The following is a 22,744-nucleotide window of genomic DNA, read 5'->3' as shown; positions in this document are numbered from 1 at the left end:
TGCCAAGGAGTAAAGCCATGCCTGTGAGTAAGGTCCCATTAATTACGCTTGAACAAGCAAAAGAACTCGTTCAGCTACTGGAGATTGGTGAGCAAGAAGTTGCTAATCAACTGGTGCAACAGCTAGGTACGCCTGGCTCGTCTGAGCTATTTGCTGAGGTCGGTAAAATTACCCGACAACTGCACGATTCCTTAAAAAACTTCCGAATTGATCCTGCTCTTAGCAATATTTTGCAAGAAGATATTCCTGATGCGAAAAAGCGCTTAAACCATGTTATTGATATGACAGAGCAAGCCGCTAACCGTACCATGGATGCCGTAGAATCTTGTTTACCGATTGCGGATGAGATCACTAAACAACTTGGGCAATTAATGCCGCAATGGCAAAAGTTGATGCAGCGCGATTTGCCCTTAGCTGAATTTAAAGCGCTTTGTCATAATATTGATGGTTTTTTACAAAAAACTTCGAGCGAATCATTACGTCTAAACAGCTTGTTAACTGACGTTTTGATGGCGCAAGATTTTCAAGATCTTACTGGGCAGATTCTTCGCCGTGTGATTGAACTAGTACGAGAAGTCGAAGAAAGCCTTATCGGTCTTGTTACTGCTTTTGGTAAATCCAGTTCGCAATTTCTGGAACAACAACCCGCAAAAAGTAAAACTAAAACGTTGGTTGCTGCCGAAGGCCCGATTATTGATGCCGCTGAGCGTGCAGATGTAGTAAATGGTCAGGACGATGTCGACGACTTACTGTCTAGCTTAGGGTTTTAACTGAGGTGTCTGCAGATGAGCTTTGATATGGACGAAGATATTCTTCAGGATTTTCTGGTAGAAGCCGGTGAAATTTTGGAGTTGCTGCAAGAACAGTTAGTTGAGTTAGAGAATAACCCAGATGACGCGCCGCTACTTAATGCCATTTTCCGTGGTTTTCACACGGTGAAGGGTGGGGCGGGGTTTTTATCGCTAACCGAATTAGTTGACGTTTGTCATGGCGCGGAAAACGTATTTGATATTTTACGAACAGGCAAACGCTCGGTAACGCCAGAATTAATGGACGTGATCTTGCAAGCGCTCGATTCGGTCAACAGCATGTTTACCGAAGTCAAAGCTCGGCAACCGTTAACGCCAGCGGCGGCTGATTTACTAGCGGCACTCCATCACTACAGTGAACCTGCCGCTGCAGATCCGGTCGCTGAAGCGCCAGCAGTGCCAGCGCCGCCAGCCGCAACGGCTCAAGCGGCTGCCGAAATTGAAGATGCGGGTGATATCGACAGTATTTCTGAAGCAGAATTCGAGCGTATGCTTGATGAGCTGCATGGCAGCGGTGCCCCCGGTCGTGATAGTGCGCCTACTGCGACAACGAGTGCTGATCTTGGCGCTGATATGTCTGATGACATTACCGATGACGAATTTGAAAACCTGTTAGACCAGTTACATGGTAAAGGCAGTTTTAACAGCGACACTCCAGCTAAAGTTCCTGCAGAGACTGAACCCGTCAAGCCAAAAACTGCTGCGCCAAAAGATGACGAAATTACTGACGACGAGTTTGAAGCCTTATTAGATCAATTGCATGGCAAAGGCAAAGCGCCAGTGACACCCCCGGCGGCTAAAGCTACGGAGCGTCCAGTTCCACCTGCACCGGTAACAACACCGCAAACGCCTGCCGCAACGGCTGCACCAGTTGTGGCAACGCCAGCGGATAAAGGCGCACCGCCGGCTGCCGCTGCAGCTGAAACAACGGTACGAGTCGATACTAAACGCCTCGATCAAATCATGAATATGGTTGGTGAGTTAGTGTTGGTGCGCAATCGTTTGGTAAGCTTATCTAGCTCAACGCAAAACGAAGAAATGACTAAGGCGATTGCCAACCTTGACGTGGTCACTGCGGATATTCAAGGCGCGGTGATGAAAACGCGCATGCAGCCCATTAAGAAGGTATTTGGTCGTTTCCCTCGTGTGGTGCGTGATTTAGCACGTTCTTTGAAAAAAGATATCGATCTAATTCTTGAAGGTGAAGAAACCGATTTAGATAAAAACTTAGTGGAAGCCTTAGCCGATCCGTTAGTCCATTTGGTGCGCAACTCGGTTGACCACGGCATTGAAATGCCTGATGTCCGTGCAGCTGCAGGTAAGGCACGGACCGGTATTGTGAAATTAGCGGCTACCCAAGCTGGGGACCATATTCTGTTGACCATTCAAGATGATGGTGCCGGTATGGATCCAGAAAAACTCAAAGGTATTGCCATTAAACGTGGTGTTATTGATACCGACGCGGCCGCCAGAATGTCGGATACCGATGCCTTTAATTTGATTTTTGCACCCGGCTTTTCAACTAAAGAGCAGATTTCAGATATATCTGGTCGCGGTGTCGGCATGGATGTGGTGAAAACCAAGATCACTCAACTGAACGGTACCGTGCATATTAGTTCGAAATTGGGTGAGGGCACTACGCTAGAAATCAAGGTGCCGTTAACCTTAGCTATTTTGCCAACCTTAATGGTGGTGGTAGGTAAACAAACCTTCGCTTTACCTTTAGCCGGTGTCAATGAAATCTTTCATCTAGATCTAGCAAAAACGAATATTGTTGATGGCCAGTTAACCATCGTGGTGCGCAACAGAGCCATACCCTTGTTTTACCTCGAACATTGGTTGGTCAAAGGCTCTGATAAAAAGCTGCGCCGCGAACAAGGTCATGTTGTGATCGTGCAAATCGGCCAGCAGCAGGTAGGTTTTGTGGTTGATCAACTGATTGGCCAAGAAGAAGTGGTGATCAAAGCGCTTGATGCTTTATTACAAGGTACACCTGGCATGGCTGGTGCTACCATAACTTCTGATGGTGGTATCGCCTTGATTTTAGACGTGCCAAACCTGCTTAAGCATTATGCTAAAAAGTCAAAAATAAAATTCGAGCGCTTTAAAACGCTACGTGGTTAAGTGAGTATTGCATGACTATTAGGGTATTAATCGTTGATGACTCAAGTTTTTTCCGCCGCCGCTTAACCGAAATGTTATCGGCTGATGCCGAGTTAGAGGTGATTGATACTGCAAATAATGGGCAGGAAGCCATAGCGAAAGCATTAGCGTTAAAACCGGATGTGATCACCATGGATATCGAGATGCCCGTATTAGACGGTATCTCTGCGGTTCGCGAAATACTGAAAACTCAGCGTATCCCTATTTTAATGTTTTCTTCGCTAACACATGAAGGCGCGAAAGCGACCTTAGACGCGCTAGAAGCAGGGGCTGTCGATTTCTTACCGAAAAAATTTGAAGATATTGCCCGCGATAAGCAAGAAGCTATCGATGTGTTACGCGATCGCGTTAAAGCGGTTGCAAGACGTCGCCCCCTAGGTCGCAGTACATTCGCACACTCTCCGTTAGCAAAAACTGCTATGCCAACGACGCGCACCGCCGATGTAACAACGCGGCCATTAGCTGATGCCAGTCGCAGCCTCGGGGCTCGCAGTGCCATGCCACGGCCTACGTTAACCCCACGCAGCTCTGCCGTGACCCAAAGCAGTGGTAAAGAATATAAACTGGTTGCCATTGGTACCTCTACCGGTGGTCCCGTTGCTTTACAACGTATTTTAACGGCGTTACCCGCTAACTTCCCGTTACCGATTATCCTAATTCAGCATATGCCTGCGGCTTTTACCGGCGCTTTTGCGCAGCGATTAAACTCGTTGGCCAAAATTGAAATTAAAGAAGCCGAAGACAATGAACTGTTGCGCCCAGGTGTGGCTTATTTAGCGCCCGGCGGCAAACAAATGTTGGTGGATGGCAATGAAAGCCAAGCGCGTTTAAAAATCAAAGATGATGATTCCCCGCGAATTAATTTTAAACCCAGTGTGGATGTCACCTTTGCTACTGCCGCAAGGGTGTTTCAGCAAAAAGTGCTGGCGATTGTATTAACCGGTATGGGGTCTGATGGTCGCGAAGGTGCACGTATGCTGAAACAGCAGGGCGCAACCATTTGGGCGCAAGATGAAGCCAGTTGTGTTGTCTATGGGATGCCGCAAGCGATTGCAGCAGCAGGATTAATGGATGCGGAAGTGCCTTTAGCTGATGTGGCTGCAAGAATATTGACGGAACTAAAGCATGGATAAGTTGGCGTTTATTGGCTTTATACTGGCGGTAGTAGCGGTTGCTGGCGGCTTTGTTTTAGAAGGCGGTACACTCAGTACCTTAATGCATTTACCGGCGTTTATTATTGTATTTGGTGGCACGCTGGGTGCAGTAATGTTGCAAACCCCATTTCAACAATTTCGCTTGGGCTTATCTATGCTGCCATGGGCTTTTTTACCCCGGGCGCTACCTGTACAACAAACCATGAACCGGATTGTTGAGTGGGGAAATTCAGCGCGCGCTAATGGCTTTTTGTCATTGGAATCGGCAGCACTAGAAGAATCCGATCCGTTTTTACATCGTGGTTTAAACTTATTAGTTGATGGTGCAGAAGCCGACACCTTACAAATCACCTTAGATGCTGAATTAAGTTTGACTCGCGAACGTTTACTGCGTGGCGCTCGTATTTTTGAAGCGATGGGTGGTTACAGCCCGACTATCGGTATTATTGGCGCGGTATTGGGGCTTATTCAAGCAATGAGTCATATCAGTGATCCTGATAGGCTCGGTTTGGGCATCGCCACTGCTTTTGTAGCCACCATTTATGGCGTTGGTTTCGCGAACCTTGTATTTATTCCTTTAGGGAACAAATTAAAAAACTTAGTTCAGCAACAAAGTCTTTATCACGAGTTGATTATTGAAGGCTTAGTGTCTATTGCCCAAGGGCAAAATCCGCGGACTATTGAGCGGAAACTTGCCGCCTATCGACCAGGTTAATGTATGTATCGACATCGAGGTTCTCAGCAACAAACTGAACGCGAAGATCTTGATCGTTGGCTGGTGTCCTATGCTGACTACATGACTTTAATGTTTGCCTTATTTGTTGTGCTTTATGCGTTATCTTTAGTCAAAAATGAAGAGTTTAGTGTACTCACCGATTCTATTACCAAAGTTTTTGATAAAACGGTCAAAGACCAAACCGCCGCCACCGGTGAAACCTTATTACCGTTAAGCAATAAACAAAGTGATTTTCCATTGTACGGTACTTCCCTTGAACCGGCGCAAGGGCCGGAACTGGTTGCCGACTCAGCGACCTTATCTGATGTCAGACAACGCTTTTTAGGCAGCGCCTTACAATCCATAGAGCAAGAGTTGACACAGGCGCTAAGTAATTTAATTGAACAAGGAGTCGCTAAGCTTCTGCAAGATGAAGATTGGTTGGTGATCGAGCTAAACAGCGGGTTATTATTTGCGTCAGGCAGCGCCACTGCAACAGAGTCAGCCAGTACTTTGTTAAAAGAAATTGGCAAAATCATTAATCCAATCAATAACTTTTTAAGAGTCAGAGGCTATACTGATAATATTCCTATCCGTAATGAAGTGTTTTCATCTAATTGGGAATTATCCGTTGCACGTGCCACTTCAGTGCTACGCTTATTAGAAGAGTCTGGTACGCCATCGCATCGTATGGCAATTGAAGGCTTCGGTCAGTATTATCCCAGTGCCGATAACAGTACCGCCAGCGGTCGGGCTGAAAATCGTAAAGTGGTGATTGCCATTTCTCGTTATGGTTATCGGCCCGAGCAGCTAAGCCCAGAAGCAGATGCCGCCTTAGAGCAGCAACTGCGTCAAGTCACTCAAGAAGATGGTTCTATTCAAGTTATTGCTTTACCTGGGGGCGGGATACGTATTACAACGCGTCAGGAAAACCCTGACGCCGTGCCGCAAGGACAGGATCCTAAATAGTGGTTATTTGGACAGTCGCAAATCAAAAAGGTGGAGTAGGTAAAACCACCACCACAGTGACGCTTGGTGGCTTATTGGCCGAGCGCGGTCATCGTGTGCTGTTAGTCGATACCGATCCCCATGCTTCTTTAACCTACTATTTTGGTATTGATGCCGAAGAGCTAGAAGTGAGTGTGTTTGATATTTTTATGCGCGGTAAACAGATTACCCGTGAAGAAATATTACAATCGCTGTGCCCGACTCAGGCTGAAGGTTTAGATATTCTGCCCGCATCCATGTCGTTAGCGACTCTCGATCGTGCCATGGGCAATAAAGGGGGTATGGGCTTATTACTGAAAAAAGCCTTACAGTTAATTGCCGCCGATTACGACTATGTATTGATTGATTGCCCCCCGGTTATGGGGGTTTTAATGGTCAATGCGCTGGCGGCATGTCAGCGCGTGTTAATACCGGTACAAACCGAGTTTTTGGCACTGAAAGGTTTAGAGCGTATGATTGCGACCATGGCGTTAATGCGCGGCTCTAAACAAGCTTTATCTTATACTATAATTGCCACTATGTACGACAAACGTACCCGAGCCTCGCTAGAAGCTTATAAAGCGTTAAAAGAGACGTATCAGGATCAGGTGTGGTCTTCTGTGGTTCCTATTGATACGAAGTTTCGCGATGCGTCGTTAGCACAAACGCCCCCGCATATGTTTGCCAGCAATGCTCGTGGTGTATTTGCTTACAATACGTTGCTGACTTATTTGCTGCAATTAACGCCGGAGGCTTAATATGAGCCAGTTAATTGCCAGTCAAAAAGTGATTCAAGGCTATTTAGATTCGTTATTAACCGAAGACGATGATCGCGCTGAGGTCGCCGTTAGTGCTGTTGCGGAAAAACAACGTGCTGAATTAAACACATTATTAGCGCAAGCTGTTACTGCGAAGCCCGTGGCTGCGACAGCCGCCGCGGTTAATGTAAAAACGCCGGTTGAACCCGTTTTAGCACCGACCAAACTGGCCGTGCAGCACACTGAGGTTGCCAGTAACAGAGCGATCCCCATAGCACAGCGTTTAGCGGCTAATACCGTCGCTGCTGCCTCCGATACAACGGCGAAAGCGTATCGAAAAGAACGGTTTCAAGTATTATTTTTTAATGTGGCCGGTTTAAAAATTGCAGTGCCATTGACTGAACTTGGTGGTATTCATGAGCTTAGAACCATTACCAGTTTATTTGGCAAGCCGAATTGGTTTCGCGGCGTGATGTTGTATCGTGAACAAAAAATCAATGTGGTCGACACCGCGCGCTGGGTCATGCCAGAAAAATATAACGAAACTCTGGAACAAGAGTTAAACTATAATTATCTCATTATGTTAGGGTCAAGTAATTGGGGGCTGTGTTGCGAAAGCCTAATTGATACCATGACCTTAGAACCTGAAGAAGTGAAGTGGCGTGAACACAAAGGCAAGCGCCCGTGGATCGCCGGATTGATCAAAGAACATATGTGTGTCTTACTTGAAGTTGACGAGCTAATCGCCTTGCTAAACCAAGGCCTCGATATCAACGCCCGCAGAAATAGAGCACGAGGAGCTGTAGATGAGTAATAAAGTTTCCCAATCGGCAGATAAAAAACAGGTTGTCGACGAAGTGTTGCAATGGGTAACCTTCCGTTTGCAGGAAGAAACTTATGGCATCAATGTGATGCAGGTCCAAGAGGTGCTGCGTTACAGTGAGATCGCACCTGTACCTGGCTCACCAGAGTATGTACTGGGCATCATTAATTTACGCGGAAATGTTGTTACCGTTATTGATACGCGGGCTCGATTTGGTTTACCTCCAGCCGAGGTCACCGATAATACTCGTGTGGTGATTATCGAAGCAGAAAAGCAAGTAATTGGTATTTTGGTCGACAGTGTCGCCGAAGTGGTTTACTTAAAACAGTCTGAGGTGGATAGTGCACCGAATGTCGGTACCGATGAAAGTGCACGTTTTATTCAAGGTGTGTCTAACCGCGATGGTGAGTTACTCATTTTGGTTGACTTGAATAAAATGCTAAATGATGAAGAATGGGACGAGATTAACAGCCTTTGATGAACATACCCGTTTGGTTAGTCTGGCCGTTGTTAGGCCTAGGCATAGTCAGTGTGCTGTTTCTGGCCTTGTGGCTTCGTAAGCGTTTGGCACAAGTTGAGCGTAAAGTCAGTCTACTGAGTGCTCAGCTTGAGAGCAGCCAGCAACACGCGGCCACAGCGCAGGCTGAGCTAGAAGAGCTGCGCTCAGGCGTGATTGGTGTTGGCCAGCGCGTACTCAATTTACAAGAGTCGCAACAGCGCTTAAAAAACCAATTAGCTGAGTTACACGAACAGCATCAAGTGATTGCACTAAGCGATCCAGAGAGTAAAATTTATAGCCGAGCCATGAAGATGGTGGAGCTGGGCGCGGATCTCGAAGAAATTATCCGTGAATGTGAATTACCACGCGCTGAAGCCGAATTGTTGGTCAATTTGCATCAACAAAAACAAGGTTAAGCCAAGCAGAGGTCGCTATGAGTGATCAGCCAGAGCAAAGCGCTACCGCGCTAAAATATGACGGCGCCGGCGCGCCCATTATTATTGCAAAAGGGCATGGCCAGTTAGCAGCTGATATTATTGCCCTAGCGCGTGAGCACGGTGTATTGATACATGAAGATGCCGAGTTATCTCGGCTGTTAAGCCAATTACAATTAGGCGATCAGATCCCTAAGGCCTTGTATCTGATTATCGCCGAGTTAATTGCTTTCTCCTATGTACTGCAAGGCAAGTTTCCTGAAAACTGGCATAACATTCATCAGCGTATTGACCTAAAAGCCTAACCCGCATGTTCTTGTTGTAGCCAAAGGGCTATTCAGCCGTTTCTGGCTTTTGCCATACTAGCGCTTTAAAGTGCTGACGACACATCGAAACATAACTTTCATTACCGCCAATTTGTACTTGCGAGCCCGCTGTCGCTGCCTGGCCATGTTCATCTAACCGCACCACAAAATTCGCTTTACGACCACAATGACAAATAGTTTTTAATTCAATCAATTTGTCCGCCCAAGCTAAAAGTGCCTGGCTTCCAGCAAAGGTTTCACCCAAAAAATCTGTACGTAAGCCAAAGGCCAACACCGGCACATTTAGCTCATCTACTACGTCTGTCAGCTGCCGCACCTGTGTTTTTGATAAAAACTGTGCTTCATCAATCAACACACAATCTAAACGACCTGCGGCTTTTTGTTGTTGCAGTGTAGTGAAAAAGTCGAATTGGTGATCAAAAATGTGCGCATCCATGGCCAAACCAATGCGCGAACTGACTTTACCTAAACCAAAGCGATTATCTAAAGCAGCGGTGAAAATGGCCACCGTCATGCCGCGTTCTTGATAGTTATAGGCACTTTGCAGTAAAGAAGTGGATTTGCCGGCATTCATTGCCGAATAATAAAAATACAATTGAGCCATTACGGTACCCTAAAAATGCTGACGGCGCAGTATAGCAACTTACTATAGAAAATCAGCTAGCTGCGCTTCAAGCCTAGCAGGATTTAACTGCCTGCTGCGGCTTAAATTAACCGGCAGCAGGGCGTTGGTATGGTGTTAATGATCTGCAGTTTTCACCCTTTCTTGCGGTTTTTCAGCGCGCTTAACGGCGCTGTCATCTGCTTTTTTATTGTTTTGTGTTGGTTTAGCGGGTTGCACTATTGGAAAGAATAAATTTAACGGATTTTGTTTTATTTGTTCGAACACACTTTTCAATAACAACGAAAACTTACCAATTTGCGTGCCGCGTGCGCGCAATGCCACGGTTAGGGCGAGAGTAAAGCTCACCCACAAATTAACAAAACCAATTAATAACACCATCACTAAATAAAACAAAAAGCCGAAGAGGCCCAAATCGCCATCGACTGTGCTGTAGCCTAAATTGGCTGAAGCAAAAGCGACATGCCGAATATCCAACGGTAAATCAAGCAAGTAGCCTAAGTAGCTGGTCATGCCCAATAACACACCAAAAAAGAAATTACCGGCCAAGGCGCCATAGTTTTCATGCCAATATTCGGCAAAAGCTTTACGCGCGCGCTGCGGTAGGAGCCGTTTCAGTAAAGGGTGTTGGTATAGCCGTAAATTTAATTCAAGGTAATTGGCGCGGTTTTCAAAAAAACCGGCAATAATGCCCGAGCAGAATAACCAAACCCCTGCAATAGCCGCAAAAAACAGTGAGCCATGCCAAGGCGAGATGGCATCTAACTGATAAGACACCGCCGCAGCATCTAAAATGGGGCGATCTTGCCAATACCAAAAGCTCAAGGCAATAATTGAAGCGGTTATCACGGCAATACTGACGTTACCCCATACTGCAGCCCACTGCGACCGATTTACGTCAATCAGTAAGGTGGCCAGTTTTTTATGGGCTGCCCGGCCGTTTTCACCTTTTTCAACTTCAGCGGCAAAACTGGCCGCAGTCATGGCTGGCTGCTTGGTGGCGACAGTCAGGCCTAACATATGAATGAGCACAAAACCTAGGCCATAATTTAAACTGGCCAGCGCAGCGTTAGAGAAGGGGGATAACCCCAGCGCTTGGATATGAATTTTAATCAGTGCCATCACGGCAATAATCACGCCTGCACCTGCGGCTGAGGCCACTAAACCAAAAAATTGGCTTTTATCGCGGGTGATGTAATGTTCACCATGACTGCTTTTGTTCACGCTGATACTTTTCGATAACAGCTGAGTACTGCTGCGCCATAGCGCACGCACGCTTTTTTTCTCGCGGCTGGTATACAGTAACTGCTCGGTTAACTCTAAAGTATGCCGGTGCAGCTCGGCGCGATCCTGACCGGTAATCAATATCACTAATTGTTCTATCCGGCTTAGCGTTTGCTCTAAGCGTTCTAACAGATGAGACACGGCCACCGTGCTGCCTGCTGCTGCCGCACGGCGTCTTAAGCGGTCTATTTGCTCATAGCATTGCTCAACCATCACGATGTAATGTGCACAGTCGTAGAGCGGTAATTCGACATCCGGTTGTTTTTGCCGATAATGGCCCACTAACATATTCAGTTCACGATGCAGCGCAATAAATGCAGAATCAATGTTGTTGAGCCGCTTATCTAATCGCATCAGATCCGGCTCCATCTCTTCTGCAGCGATCCAGACACTGAGCATTTCCAGTGCGCACAAGGCATCTTCATGCATGTGCTCTTCAAATGCCGTTAGTTTTTCTTTGCTGACTACGCTTAGAAAAAAGCTGCTGAACTCGGTAAACAAGCCTGGGCCATCAACATGCTCTTCATCATCAATAACAATTTTTTTAAAGACTTCGGCCAGCACATCTTTTAATTCGCTCAGATCCCGCGGTGCTGGGTTCACTTTTTCATAGAGGCGGCTAGATAATTCGCGAAAAAAACCGCGACGCGAAAAAACGCCAAGGCTGACTAATGCCGGATAGATATGCACACTGCACAGCCAACTGAACAAGTTGTTGGCAATCATTTCACTTTCAGCGAGATTTTGTTGCAGTGTTTCTAATAATTTTTTAGCGCGTTTTTTGCGCTCAAAGCTAAAGCGTGACTCGTTTACCCAGCCCACTAAGTGTTTTAGCAGGGGTAATCCTTCTTTTTCAGCGGCTAAAGCGCGAACGAGCATCAGCGCATTTAATTTATCCATTAACACCTCATACCCTATACAAGCCTATACTGCGTCGTTTTCATCAGCTGTTTGCTCTGCATAGCCACAGCATTTGCCAGTGCGCCCTTATGATACCGCAGTGTCATCTAGCTTGCGTAGTTTAAATTTACATTAGCCTTTAGACCTTTATTGGTTGTTTTACCTTAAAACAGGCATACTACCCAACAACAATATCGTTGATTTAAGGAAATAAAAGATGGAAAAGTGGTTATTATTGACCGTTTTTGCGCAAGTCGTGCTAACCAGCGTGGTCATGGTGCTGATGGGGCGGCGACGTTTCAAAGCGGCTCGTAACAAACAAATTAACATGGCCGCTTTTCAAACCATGGATTTACGTGGCGCGGATCAACAAGTCATAGCGACAGGCCGTAATTTCGATAATCAATTTCAGATGCCCATGCTGTATCTATTTAGTGTGTTATTTATATTGCAGTTTGGTTTGGCCGATTTGACCTTTTTGTTGCTCGGTACGGCCTTTGTGCTGCTACGTATCGCACATACCGTGGTGCATATTGGTAGCAATACCTTGCGTCCACGTTTTCGGTTATTTGTCTTAGGTTGTGTGGTGCTGTGGGTGATTTGGGGCCGTTTGCTGCTATTGGCATTATAGTTTGTGCATTTGTTAATAAAATACACCGGCTTGTACTTAGGCCTGAAAATAAAGGGTTAGTGCCTTAACCAACCAAAACAAAAATAGCAGGTAACGCAGAACTAACCCTAGAGTACACTGGGGTTTAGCTGCTATGATTAACCAAGACTAACCCTTGATTTACCCTGAAGCGGTAGATCAGTAGTAGATGAGGTTATTTTGCTAAAAGCGTTATGCGGTTTGTTATGTTTAGGTGCTAGCTTTACAGTTTTTGCCGAGCCTTCGCCAGAACTATTAAAAGAGTTTGACCAGTTCTTTCAAGAACAAGTGCAGCAACAGCAAGTGCCTGGTGCCGCCTATGCTATTGTTTATAAAAACAAGATTATCCGCGCTAAGGGTTTTGGTGTACGTGAAGTGGGTAGCAAGCTACCCGTTGATGCTTTTACGGTATTTCGAATTGCTTCTGTTTCTAAAACCTTCGCCGGCGGGTTAGCCAGTATTCTTGCATCGCAAGGTCATTTTAAATGGGATGATCCGGTTAATCGCTATTTGCCTGATTTTTCGTTTAAAACGCGTTCGTTTAATAATAAATTAAAAGTAGAACATTTACTGTCGCAAAGTACTGGGGTAATTGCCAATGCTTATGACAACCTGATTGAGGCTAATTTTCAGCCTGAACGCATTTTACCGCAATTTCAAAAGTTAGATCCGCTGTGTACACCCGGCCAGTGTTATGGCTATCAAAATGTCTTGTTCAGTTTAATTGAACCCATTATGCAGCAATCGACCTCGCAAGATTATGCCAGTTTGCTACGGCAGAATATTTTTGAACCACTGCATATGCCAACGGCATCGGTGGGCTATCAGGGGTTTTTAGATACTGAAAATCGCGCCATTCCCCATGTGAAAGCTAAAGGTAAATGGTATCCTCGTACCGTTAGCGAAAGTTACTATCGTTTTGCACCTGCTGCAGGGGTCAATGCTAGTGCTATCGATTTAGGCTATTGGTTAATTGCGCAATTAGGTTATAACCCCGAGGTGCTAAATAGCGAACAACTGCAATATATGACGAACAAGCGTGTTCGCACGGTTCGCGATCTGCGCCGTCGTCAGTGGCGTGAGCATATTACCGATGCCCATTATGCCCTGGGCTGGCGCGTTTATCAGTTTGGTCAAGAGCAACTGGTGTATCACGGTGGTTGGGTTCAAGGCTTTCGTGCCGAATTAGCGTATTCTAAAGATCGTGAGTTGGGCTTAGTGATTTTATTAAATGCGGAATCGAATGTGGTTGCAGAATTAAGCACGCATTTTTGGTCAACCATGTTTACGGCAATGCAAAAAGAAGACAAAGCCAGTTTACTTGCAGGTTGCAAACTTTCCGAGAAAAACAGCACAAAAAAAGCGTCTAGCTGTTAAGCCTTGGCAACTTTCTGATATAAATCTAAATAGAAATCACATTGAATTGCTGGCGCTTGCGCCAGTAATTCTGCTTTGACTGCAGCACTGAACTTCCAACCTAATGGCACCATTGTGATTAACTGCATTAAATCGGTTGCCGTTAACTGCATTAGCTGAAAACTCAACCGTTCTCTTGTAACATGCTGAAAATCTGTTATGTCAGTAATGGCATCATTGTGCAAACGTACTTCGCTATAAATCGCTTGTTTAAGTTGCAGCAAATGCTCAGGGGCGGGGGTAACGGTAAGTAAGTGACCACCCACTTTGAGCACACGGCTCAGTTCACTGGCTAAAGAGGGCGCATAAATACGCACTATGGCATCAAAATAGCCTGCGGCAAAAGGCAAGCTATAGGCACTAGCGACCGCAAAATGAACCTGTGTATACTGTTTTGCTGCCGAGCGAATGGCGCTTTTTGAAATATCGATACCATGCTGTTCTTCAAGAGTTAATTGTTGCTGTAATAGGTTACTGTAATAGCCTTCACCGCACCCTAGATCCAACAACTTAGCGGCTTGAAGAGGTTTTAACGTGGCGCCAACTTGCTCGGCCATGGGCCGATACCAATCGGCTTGCAAGAATGCGCGGCGGGCTTGCATCATCTCTTTATTATCACCTGGATCTTGCGAGTTTTTTTGCTGTACTGGCAATAGGTTAACGTAGCCTTCTTTGGCCTGATCAAAACTATGTCGATTGACACACTGATACTGTTTATTATTTAAAACTAAAGCTTGTTGACACAGTGGGCACAGGTACATAGTTAAACCAAGATAGCAAAAACGCTATTGTAGCAGCAGGCAAGCTTTCGCCGCAAAGCCTTGGTATACTGCGGAAAATTATGTGGGGGGTCTATGCAAGAATTGGAAATGTGGTCTTTAGATGAATTATGTGACCATGCCTTTGATATATTTGAAGAATTAGCAGCCGATAACCTATCAGCTGAAGATTATCAGTTTTATCAGCAGCATTATGAAGCACGCGGCTATGTCGATTTGGTGGTACCAAGCAGTGATTGGATTGACACCGTCAATCAAGAACTTGAACCCGAACTGCACTACGAAGCACAAATTGGTGTAACGGGCGAGAACGGCAGTGCCGACTTGGTATTAGCCCGTATTTTGTTAAGTCGCGAAAAGCATGAAACCCTGTGCCATGCGTTGTGGCGTGGGCAATAAAACGAATGATTCGGTAAGGGTGTTTTAGCTAAAAGGTTTAGTATTGGAGTCTCTATGTTATTGCAGGTACAACAGAGTCAGGTTTTGCTGATTGATATCCAAAGCAAATTGGCTCCAGCTATTGCTGATCAGGCGCAGCTGAGTCAGGCTGCCGCTTGGGTGTTACAAATTGCCAGCTTATGTGACGTGCCGGTAATAGCGACAGAACAGTATCCTGCTGGCTTAGGTCATACTATCCCCTCATTGCTCGAGTTACTTCCTAGTGGCGCGGTGCATGAAAAAATTCATTTTAGTGCTATGCGTGAACCCGAGATTGTTGCGGCTGTTGCCGCACAGCAACGGCCACAAGTGGTGGTGCTTGGCACAGAAGCGCATGTTTGTGTGTTGCAAACGGTGCTAGACTTACTTGCTGCCGGCTATCAAGTGTATTTGGTCTGCGAAGCAGTCGGCTCGCGTACGCCTGAAAACAAACAGCTGGCGCTTAGTCGCATGCAACAAGCCGGTGCAGTAGTGATCAGCAAGGAAATGTTAGCCTTTGAATGGCTAGAGCGCGCCGGAACAGAGTTGTTCCGGCAAATTAGCAAAGGTTGGATTAAATAACCGCGTGTTGGCTGCGAGACTAAAGACGTTATTGACCGAGCAGCTGTTCTAGCAAAAGCGCCAATCGTACCGCAGCTTGTTGTAAACGTTGCTCTAAATTAGCTTGATACTGTGCTAAATAGCTGTCGTCAATTAACATGCCTGGCCGATAATGCTGATAAATATCAAAGGTTAACCGTGCAGATTCATTTGCCCAATCTAACACGCTGCCTTGTTGCCACAGCGCGGTGTTTTCTGGGTTAATTTGCAAAAATAACCATTCTTGTCTCTGGTAATCTTCGTCATAACCGAGTTTGTGCAGCATGCTGCTATCCCAAATGCCGTGTAAATTAGCCGGCGTTTCTGGGTTATAAAAATACACAGCAGTGCGATTGCCGCCAAGATCATCGGCGTAACTGACATGCAGTGGCTGATGTAAGTCGCCAATATAATGCGCTAAAAATAACAAGGCTTGCCAGTCAGTCGCATCTGCGGTTAAACGCTGCTGCATATCGGCGATAGCCGATAAAATACAGCCTTGTTCAGGGCAGTGGTCATGCTTAATTTCTTGTTCTGGGCGCGGCATATTCACATAGTGATGGGGCGCACTCCAACGATATTCCTCTTCACTGCGCACTTCATCTGGCCACGCGCAAGCACTGGCGAATTCGGTATGGGGTGAGGCGGCAACTAAGCTCGCCACGTGCTGTTGGGTTTGTACCGACAGTAATTGTAAGCTCATATTACAGATCAGCGCATGCCCGGTGCGCCCAAAACCAAAGCTATTGAAGCTTATTAACAGTGCACATAACACTAAAAAACTGCGCATATTTATTCTCCAACCAGTTGAGTAATACTAAAGCGGCTGGCCGCTTCACCGATCTTTTGTTGCACTTCGTTTAACGCCCCTTGCATGTCCTCGGCTAAGGTGTAAGGCGGGTTAATCACCAACATACCACTGCCCGTCATGCCATGCCCATGGCTATCGGCATGTAAATTAAACTCAATACGTAACTGATTTTTAATGCCAGTAGCAACAAGGCTATTTATAAAGGCTTCAACCGCGATGCGTTCAATCACCGGATACCAAATGGCATAGGTCGCTTGCGGAAAGCGTTTATAGGCTTCTTGTAAGCCTGTAACCAAGTCTTGATACTCGGTTTTTAACTCATAAGGCGGGTCTATTAACACTAAACCGCGCTTGACCAAGGGCGGCAGCATCGCTTTAAAGCCGGCATAAGCATCGGTATTTTCAATACGCGTATAACGGCGGCGCACAAATTGGCTTTTTAGCACCGGAAAGTCGGTAGGATGCAGTTCAGTGGCTTGAATATGGTCGTCATTACGCAGCATTAACGCGGCAATTTTCGGCGAGCCCGGATAAAAAGCCAGTTCGCCATCGGGATTAAGTTGGTTAATTAGCGCGATATAGCGTTTTAATAAGGAGCTTTGCGCTTCGTATTGCCAAAGTTTAGCAATACCGCCTTGGTATTCAGCGGTTTTTAGCGCGTGTTCGCTTTGCAAACTATACAGGCCCGCGCCGGCATGCGTATCGTGATAACACAGCGGTTTATCTTTTTTTAGCAGGTAGTCTAAGATGGCTACCTCGGTAAGATGTTTTACCACATCGGCGTGATTACCCGCATGGTAGCTGTGACGATAACTGAGCATAAAGAAGAGCCTTGCTTTGCCATTTAAGGCGCCAAGGATACTGCGTTAACTTAAAAAAACAAGTGTTAAAACCATGGCACTAATAGCAATCGCTTTGCAGCATACCCACGCGGACTCGGTGCAAGAAAAAACCAAGTATTGTCGGCGCCTAACTGCTAAAATCTGCGGCATACAGCAAGCGATAGCAAAATGCTAAAGAAACGGGAATGGGTATGTCACAACAACGGCCAAAAGGCGGCAAAGCAGCGGATCCGTTGCAAAAGCCTTGGATGAAAAACGCGAAATCAGCAGCAAATAAAGCAAAACGTCCGGTAGCCGCATTAAAACCGCAAACCGCTAAGCCGTTGAAAACCGTGTTGGATAACGAAGGTAAAATTTACGGTGAGAATGCCTGTCGGGTCATGTTTCAACAACGGCCAGAGTCAGTAATCCGTTTGTATTTATCGGCGCAGCTGGCACCAAAGTTTGCCGATATGATGAAGTATTTAGCCGCAGCGAAAAAAGCCTACCATATTGTTGATGATGCCGAGCTTGAAAAAGTAGCCGGCAGTGGCCATCACGGTGGCATAGTGCTGCTGGTAAAACGTAAAGCGCAGCAAAAACTCGCCGACTATTTACAACAAAAAGGCCGCAAGCAAGATTGTTTGCTGGCGCTAGATGGCGTGGGTAATCCGCATAATTTAGGCGCTATTACCCGCAGCTGTGCCCATTTTGGCGTGGGCGGCATTATTATGAAGCAGCCTGAGTTATTACAATCGGGCGCGGCGCTGCGCACCGCTGAAGGCGGCGGTGAATTTGTCGATGGTTTAAGTTGCGACAATCTGCCACTGGCACTGAAGCTCTGTAAAGAGGCAGGTTATACGCTTATTACAACCTCTAGCCATGGCGGCAGCTCGTTATATAACACGCCATTACCGGCCAAAGTGGTGATCGTGTTTGGTGAAGAAATGTTTGGTGTATCGCAACATGTCGCCAAAAACGCGGACATCGCGCTGCAAATACCTGGCACCGGTAAAGTGGAATCGCTTAACGTGAGCGTGGCCGCAAGCTTAATTCTGGGTGAGTGGTATCGGCAACAAAGTTAGGGCGCGTTGTAGTATCGGTAACAGCGACGATTAGTAGTGTCGCTGCTGTCCATCTTTAAGGGGTATTCGCCAGTGAGCTTAGTGCTTTGGGTAAGGTGGAGCCGACATAACTAAAACGTGGGATCAGTTCGCCTGCAATATCAACGTTTTCACTAAACATGGTGGCGGGGCGAGCCCACAGGCCAAAATCGCCGTATAGCGCACGATAGATCACTAGCCATTCGGCGGTTTCGCTATGCATAGCCAAGTCAACAACTTGGTAATAACGCCCTTTGTAGTGTTGATAATAGCCTTGTGGCAAGTCAGGCTTAGTGTTGTTGTTCATGCCAGCCCTCAAAAATGATCTGTGCCGATAGGCTGTCTACTTTATCTTTACTCAGATTACGGTAACCGCCTTCTGCAAATAGTCTACTGCGCGCATCTGCGGTGGATAAACGCTCATCATGTAGCGCGACGGCTAAACCAAAACGGCCATGGAGGCGGTTGGCGAATTTACGTGTTCGCACAGTAAAGTCTTGCTCAGTACCGTCCATATTAAGCGGTAAACCGACTAACAATAACTGCGGCTGCCAGTCTTTTATTAAGCGCTCAATCTGCTCCCATTCCGGAATGCCATCACGCGCTTTTAAAGCAGGAAGTAAGGTAGCACTGCCGGTTAATTCTGAACCGACAGCGACCCCGATACTTTTGGTGCCATAATCAAAACATAAAATGGTGCGATGTTGCATTAAGCGTGGCCAGCCTCGTTGGTTAATTGCCAAGGTTTAATGCCAATGGCCGCGGTTGCGGATTGCCATTTTTCAGCATGGATCAAATCAAAAATGATATGATTATCGGCAGGCACTACTAGCCAGCTATTATCTGCAATTTCTTGCTCTAACTGGCCGGCGGTCCAACCGGCATAGCCCAGCGCCAAAATAAACTTCTCTGGCGCAGCGGCGGTGGTTAAATCCATCAAAATATCTTTTGAGGTAGTGACCATTAAGCCGTTTTCCAATGGCATACTGCTATGATAGCCCGGTTTAGCGGTATGCAATACAAAGCCACGATCACTCTGTACTGGGCCTCCAGCACAAACTTGGCTACTGGCCACCGGGCTGTCGGCATCAAAGGTTATTTCGAGTTGTTTTAATAAATCAGCCACGCTGACCGGGAGAGGGTGATTGATAACAATACCCATAGCGCCTTCATCATTGTGCTCACAAACATAGGTTACACTGCGTTTGAACATTGGATCGTCCAAAGCAGGCATTGCAATGAGAAAATGGTTCTGAAATCCTTGCATACAACCTCCGCGATATCATTACGGCGTTAAGCGTGCTGCCAGGCGCTGTTCAATGGCGTCAAACAACATGCCAGTAATACTGATCGGAAAAGCGGCTTCGATTTCCCGAATACAGGTTGGACTGGTAACATTGATTTCAGTTAATTTATCGCCGATAACATCTAGACCGACGAAGATTAACCCTTTGGCTTTTAGTGTTGGGCCGATGGCTTTAGCGATTTGCCAATCGGTTTCAGACAAGGCTCGAGCTTCACCTCGACCACCCGCGGCCAGATTGCCGCGTGTTTCCCCTGAAGCAGGGATCCTTGCTAAGCAGTATGGCACAGGTTCACCATCGATCACCAATATTCGTTTATCACCTTGGGTAATTTCTGGAATAAAACGTTGTGCCATAGCGTAACGACTGCCATGTTCAGTCAGCGTTTCAATGATGACACTGATATTCGGATCGCCCGGTTGTAAGCGGAAGATCGATGCGCCGCCCATACCATCTAACGGCTTCAAAATAATATCCTGCTCAGTTTTATAGAAGGCTTTTAAACGCGAAGGATCACGGCTGACTAAGGTTTTAGGCGTAAACTGACTAAACCAGCTGGTGTAGAGTTTTTCATTGGCATCACGCAGGCTTTGCGGCTTGTTAACGATCAAAGTCCCCAAGTCTTCTGCTCGCTCTAGCATGTAAGTGGCATAAATATATTCGGTATCAAACGGTGGATCTTTACGCATCAGGATCACATCAAGTTCGCTCAGAGCGATATCCTGTTCTGTGCCAAATTGATACCAGCTATGTTGATCTTGTTGTACCCGCAGCGTAACCGTGCGGGCACGCGCTTGGCCTTGTAATAAATACAAGTCGGCCATTTCCATATAATGAATTTCATAACCACGATTTTGCGCCTGCAGCAGCATGGCAAAGCTGGAATCTTTATTGATGTTGATTTGGCTGATGGGGTCCATCACGATACCCAGTTTTATCGTCATAACATTTAACCTTAGGCAAGATCGCCAAATTGCAATTGCAAGGCACTAATGGCGGTTAGTGCAGCCGTTTCTGTTCGTAAAATGCGCGGTCCAAGCTGGATACCCGTAAACTGGGCTTGGGCCGTAGCGATAACTTCGGTATCCGTAAAGCCGCCTTCCGGGCCAATAACCAGCCGAATTGTTTGCGCTGGACTTAATGTTTTAATGGTGGCGCTGGCGCGCGGATCCAAGGTGAGTTTTAATTCTTTTGTTTGTTGGGCCAGCCATTGCGCTAAAGAAATGGCCGGATGCACCCTTGGCACAACACTGCGACCACTTTGCTCACAGGCACTTATGGCAATTTTTTGCCATTGCTCGTTACGTTTAGCCAAACGTTCGCCATCCAGTTTTACGCCACAACGGTCGGTAAATAGGGGGGTAATTTCAGTCACACCTAACTCAACGGCTTTTTGAATAGCAAAGTCCATGCGATCGCCGCGTGAAATACCTTGACCTAAGTGAATAGATAGCGGTGACTCAACCGGGTTAGCCTGTTGTGCCACAACCTTTACCTGCACTTGCTTTTTGCTAACATCAACAATGTGGCTGTTGTAATTAAAACCATCGCCATTAAAGAGTTGTATGGCTTGGCCCGTTTGCATGCGTAACACGCGAGACACGTGATTTGCTGCGTCATCATCAAGCAGCAGTGTTTGATGAACACTCAACGTTTGAGGAGTATAAATACGAGGTATACGCATGCCGGCGGTTCCGATGCTAAAAGCGTTAATGTTAGCAGCCTGAGCTGCGGGTTCAAAATAAAAAACCGCTGCGAACAGCGGTTTTGCAAAGTGGCCGTAAACAACTTAGCGCACGGGCACGTATTCGTAAGTTGATCCAAAGCCCAGTGGCAGATCTAATGCCCAGAACCCAAGCAAGAAAGCCGTCCACAATACAAGCATCACTACCGAGAACGGCAGCATCAGTGCAACTAAGGTACCAATACCACTGTTTTTAACATACTTTTGGCAGAACACTACAATCAGCGGGAAGTACGGTAACAGTGGGGTGATGATATTCGTTGATGAATCACCTACCCGATAAGCTGCTTGCGTTAAGTCAGGCGAAATGCCTAACTCCATCAGCATAGGCACCATAATAGCGCCAATCAGTGCCCATTTAGCCGACGCTGAACCGACCACTAAATTGACGAAGCCAGATAAGAATACAATACCCACCAGCGTCATACTCAAAGGTAAGCCCATAGCCTTTAAAGCATTAGCGCCTTTTACGGCGAGTAACACACCTAGATTAGACTGGTTAAAAGCGTATAAAAATAGTGCACAGAAAAATGCCATCACAATGTAATAGCCCATACCGCTCATAGCATGGCTCATGCCCTTGACCACATCGCGGTGATTTTTAACCGAGCCAGACACATAACCATATACAATACCTGGCACTAAAAAGAACACAAAGATAATGGTCACAATCGATTTCATTAGTGGTGCGGCGGCAGTAAGCAATGGGTTTACACCGGCTAATACCTCTTCTGGTTTAGCTGCCCAAGGTGTTTGTTCTGGTACCACGATACTTAAGGCAAGTAAGGCGATAACCGCTAACATCGACAAGCCTGCTGCTCGTAAACCACGAGACTCATTAGGCGATAAGGCTTCCATGGTCACCATTTGTGACGTATCACCATCAACTTTAGTTGTTTTTAAGCGAGGTTCAATTACTTTATCCGTCAAGACCCAACCAATGACAATAATTAAAAAGGTTGACGCAGTGGTAAAGAAATAGTTATTCAGCGGGTTGATGGTGACGCTGGGGTCAAGAATTTGTGCTGAGGTTTGTGTTAATCCGGCGAGTAACGGATCTAGGCTCGATGGCACAAAGAAAGTAGCTGAGAAGCCGCCGGATACACCCGCGAAGGCGGCAGCAATACCGGCTAAAGGATGACGGCCTGCAGCATAAAATATCACTGCGCCAAGCGGCACCACGAGCACATAGCCTGCATCAACCGCAACGTGACTGAGTACACCTACCGCAACAAGTACTGGGGTCAGTAGCATTTTCGGGGTAACGGATAAAATTGAGCGTAGGCCAGCATTAATAAAACCGGTATATTCGGCAACGCCCAAACCTAGCATCGCAACCAGTACCACACCCAGCGGCGGGAAGGTGACAAAAGTATTGACTATATTGGAGGTGAAGTTCGTTAACGCTTCACCCGAAAGCAAGTTGACTATGGCGATTTGTTGACCAGAGCGAGGGTCCAGCTCATCAAAGCTCACCCCCGACAGTAACCACGAGGTTACCCAAACAATCACCATTAACAATGCAAATAATACGGCAGGATCGGGCAATTTATTACCCACCACCTCAATCGTATTGAGCGCACGATTCATCCAGCCATTGTTATTGGCTGCGGTTTGTTCAGACAT

General features: G+C 46.5%; 26 protein-coding genes. 15 read left to right on the top strand and 11 right to left on the bottom strand.

From position 1 onward, the window contains the following. Positions 1–17 precede the first annotated feature (17 nt). From ACUJFK_RS12935 to ACUJFK_RS12890, 10 genes are read left to right on the top strand one after another with little or no spacing between them, the layout of a single operon-like run. On the top strand, positions 18–770 hold the full coding sequence (locus ACUJFK_RS12935) for a protein phosphatase CheZ (protein ID WP_445425125.1): 753 nt from the start codon (positions 18–20) through the stop codon (positions 768–770). 15 nt (positions 771–785) lie between these two features. Then, positions 786–2,933, top strand: coding sequence for a chemotaxis protein CheA (locus tag ACUJFK_RS12930; RefSeq protein ID WP_445425124.1), 2,148 nt, complete (start codon positions 786–788; stop codon positions 2,931–2,933). Between the two features lie 11 nt (positions 2,934–2,944). Next, entirely contained in the window at positions 2,945–4,105 is a 1,161-nt protein-coding gene (locus ACUJFK_RS12925; protein ID WP_306178090.1) for a protein-glutamate methylesterase/protein-glutamine glutaminase, read from the top strand. Further along, positions 4,098–4,841: a flagellar motor protein gene (locus ACUJFK_RS12920; RefSeq protein ID WP_306178091.1), complete on the top strand. Its 744-nt coding sequence runs from the start codon at positions 4,098–4,100 to the stop codon at positions 4,839–4,841. Before ACUJFK_RS12925 ends, ACUJFK_RS12920 begins: the two co-directional genes overlap by 8 nt. A 3-nt stretch (positions 4,842–4,844) precedes the next feature. Beyond that, positions 4,845–5,810 carry an OmpA family protein gene (locus ACUJFK_RS12915; protein WP_445425123.1) on the top strand — a complete coding sequence of 322 codons (966 nt, stop codon included), beginning with the start codon at positions 4,845–4,847 and terminating at the stop codon, positions 5,808–5,810. Continuing rightward, positions 5,810–6,586, top strand: a complete 777-nt coding sequence (locus ACUJFK_RS12910) for a ParA family protein (protein ID WP_445425122.1) — start codon at positions 5,810–5,812, stop codon at positions 6,584–6,586. The genes ACUJFK_RS12915 and ACUJFK_RS12910 overlap by 1 nt, the downstream gene beginning before the upstream one ends. A 1-nt stretch (position 6,587) precedes the next feature. Then, complete coding sequence (locus ACUJFK_RS12905) at positions 6,588–7,400, top strand: chemotaxis protein CheW (RefSeq protein WP_445425121.1); 813 nt, start codon at positions 6,588–6,590, stop codon at positions 7,398–7,400. Then, positions 7,393–7,887 (top strand): chemotaxis protein CheW, encoded by a 495-nt coding sequence (locus ACUJFK_RS12900; RefSeq protein ID WP_306178095.1) that lies wholly within the window; start codon positions 7,393–7,395, stop codon positions 7,885–7,887. Before ACUJFK_RS12905 ends, ACUJFK_RS12900 begins: the two co-directional genes overlap by 8 nt. Further along, entirely contained in the window at positions 7,887–8,324 is a 438-nt protein-coding gene (locus ACUJFK_RS12895) for a DUF2802 domain-containing protein (RefSeq protein ID WP_445425120.1), read from the top strand. The genes ACUJFK_RS12900 and ACUJFK_RS12895 overlap by 1 nt, the downstream gene beginning before the upstream one ends. Positions 8,325–8,341: 17 nt before the next feature. Then, positions 8,342–8,647, top strand: coding sequence for an EscU/YscU/HrcU family type III secretion system export apparatus switch protein (locus tag ACUJFK_RS12890; RefSeq protein ID WP_226751851.1), 306 nt, complete (start codon positions 8,342–8,344; stop codon positions 8,645–8,647). Positions 8,648–8,675: 28 nt separating this feature from the next. Here ACUJFK_RS12890 and ACUJFK_RS12885 read toward each other — a convergent pair whose 3' ends face one another. Together ACUJFK_RS12885 and ACUJFK_RS12880 are read right to left on the bottom strand one after the other, a co-directional pair. Beyond that, a complete protein-coding gene (locus ACUJFK_RS12885) occupies positions 8,676–9,272 on the bottom strand; it encodes a thymidine kinase (protein ID WP_226751852.1) in 597 nt (198 codons plus the stop codon). Between the two features lie 135 nt (positions 9,273–9,407). Next, on the bottom strand, positions 9,408–11,474 hold the full coding sequence (locus tag ACUJFK_RS12880; RefSeq protein ID WP_445425119.1) for a site-specific recombinase: 2,067 nt from the start codon (positions 11,472–11,474) through the stop codon (positions 9,408–9,410). 217 nt (positions 11,475–11,691) lie between these two features. On the opposite strand from ACUJFK_RS12880, the gene ACUJFK_RS12875 reads away from it, so the two are divergent. Next, positions 11,692–12,105 (top strand): MAPEG family protein, encoded by a 414-nt coding sequence (locus ACUJFK_RS12875; RefSeq protein WP_226751854.1) that lies wholly within the window; start codon positions 11,692–11,694, stop codon positions 12,103–12,105. Between the two features lie 198 nt (positions 12,106–12,303). After that, positions 12,304–13,500, top strand: coding sequence for a serine hydrolase domain-containing protein (locus tag ACUJFK_RS12870; protein ID WP_226751855.1), 1,197 nt, complete (start codon positions 12,304–12,306; stop codon positions 13,498–13,500). Here ACUJFK_RS12870 and rlmA read toward each other — a convergent pair. Further along, the gene (gene rlmA / locus ACUJFK_RS12865) at positions 13,497–14,300 is read right to left on the bottom strand and encodes a 23S rRNA (guanine(745)-N(1))-methyltransferase (protein WP_445425118.1); all 804 of its coding nucleotides are present in this window, start codon (positions 14,298–14,300) and stop codon (positions 13,497–13,499) included. The genes ACUJFK_RS12870 and rlmA overlap by 4 nt on opposite strands. Positions 14,301–14,393: 93 nt before the next feature. Here rlmA and ACUJFK_RS12860 point away from each other — a divergent pair, with 93 nt between their 5' ends. Continuing rightward, positions 14,394–14,717: a DUF440 family protein gene (locus tag ACUJFK_RS12860; RefSeq protein WP_306178100.1), complete on the top strand. Its 324-nt coding sequence runs from the start codon at positions 14,394–14,396 to the stop codon at positions 14,715–14,717. A 54-nt stretch (positions 14,718–14,771) separates the two neighbouring features. Beyond that, positions 14,772–15,317: a hydrolase gene (locus ACUJFK_RS12855; RefSeq protein WP_445425117.1), complete on the top strand. Its 546-nt coding sequence runs from the start codon at positions 14,772–14,774 to the stop codon at positions 15,315–15,317. 28 nt (positions 15,318–15,345) lie between these two features. On the opposite strand, the gene ACUJFK_RS12850 is transcribed toward ACUJFK_RS12855, so the two are convergent. Both ACUJFK_RS12850 and ACUJFK_RS12845 read right to left on the bottom strand, forming a co-directional pair. Next, complete coding sequence (locus ACUJFK_RS12850) at positions 15,346–16,125, bottom strand: S1/P1 nuclease (RefSeq protein ID WP_445425116.1); 780 nt, start codon at positions 16,123–16,125, stop codon at positions 15,346–15,348. Between the two features lie 2 nt (positions 16,126–16,127). Further along, positions 16,128–16,967: a 23S rRNA (adenine(2030)-N(6))-methyltransferase RlmJ gene (locus tag ACUJFK_RS12845; RefSeq protein WP_445425115.1), complete on the bottom strand. Its 840-nt coding sequence runs from the start codon at positions 16,965–16,967 to the stop codon at positions 16,128–16,130. Positions 16,968–17,173: 206 nt separating this feature from the next. Here ACUJFK_RS12845 and ACUJFK_RS12840 point away from each other — a divergent pair, with 206 nt between their 5' ends. After that, entirely contained in the window at positions 17,174–18,052 is an 879-nt protein-coding gene (locus tag ACUJFK_RS12840; RefSeq protein ID WP_445425114.1) for a tRNA/rRNA methyltransferase, read from the top strand. A 55-nt stretch (positions 18,053–18,107) separates the two neighbouring features. On the opposite strand, the gene ACUJFK_RS12835 is transcribed toward ACUJFK_RS12840, so the two are convergent. The 6 genes from ACUJFK_RS12835 to ACUJFK_RS12810 all read right to left on the bottom strand — a co-directional run bounded on the left by ACUJFK_RS12835 (position 18,108) and on the right by ACUJFK_RS12810 (position 22,744). Then, on the bottom strand, positions 18,108–18,377 hold the full coding sequence (locus tag ACUJFK_RS12835) for a DUF1653 domain-containing protein (RefSeq protein ID WP_226751862.1): 270 nt from the start codon (positions 18,375–18,377) through the stop codon (positions 18,108–18,110). Beyond that, positions 18,361–18,780: a Holliday junction resolvase RuvX gene (ruvX, locus tag ACUJFK_RS12830; RefSeq protein WP_226751863.1), complete on the bottom strand. Its 420-nt coding sequence runs from the start codon at positions 18,778–18,780 to the stop codon at positions 18,361–18,363. The genes ACUJFK_RS12835 and ruvX overlap by 17 nt, the downstream gene beginning before the upstream one ends. After that, positions 18,780–19,337: a YqgE/AlgH family protein gene (locus ACUJFK_RS12825; protein ID WP_226751864.1), complete on the bottom strand. Its 558-nt coding sequence runs from the start codon at positions 19,335–19,337 to the stop codon at positions 18,780–18,782. The genes ruvX and ACUJFK_RS12825 overlap by 1 nt, the downstream gene beginning before the upstream one ends. A gap of 18 nt (positions 19,338–19,355) precedes the next feature. Then, positions 19,356–20,318 (bottom strand): glutathione synthase, encoded by a 963-nt coding sequence (gene gshB / locus ACUJFK_RS12820; RefSeq protein WP_226751865.1) that lies wholly within the window; start codon positions 20,316–20,318, stop codon positions 19,356–19,358. 11 nt (positions 20,319–20,329) lie between these two features. Further along, on the bottom strand, positions 20,330–21,058 hold the full coding sequence (gene rsmE / locus ACUJFK_RS12815) for a 16S rRNA (uracil(1498)-N(3))-methyltransferase (protein ID WP_445425113.1): 729 nt from the start codon (positions 21,056–21,058) through the stop codon (positions 20,330–20,332). A gap of 105 nt (positions 21,059–21,163) precedes the next feature. After that, positions 21,164–22,744, bottom strand: a complete 1,581-nt coding sequence (locus ACUJFK_RS12810) for an AbgT family transporter (RefSeq protein WP_226751867.1) — start codon at positions 22,742–22,744, stop codon at positions 21,164–21,166.

The sequence above is a fragment of the Alishewanella sp. HL-SH06 genome (genome assembly GCF_052656265.1).
This window is presented reverse-complemented; position numbering and strand designations above follow the sequence as displayed.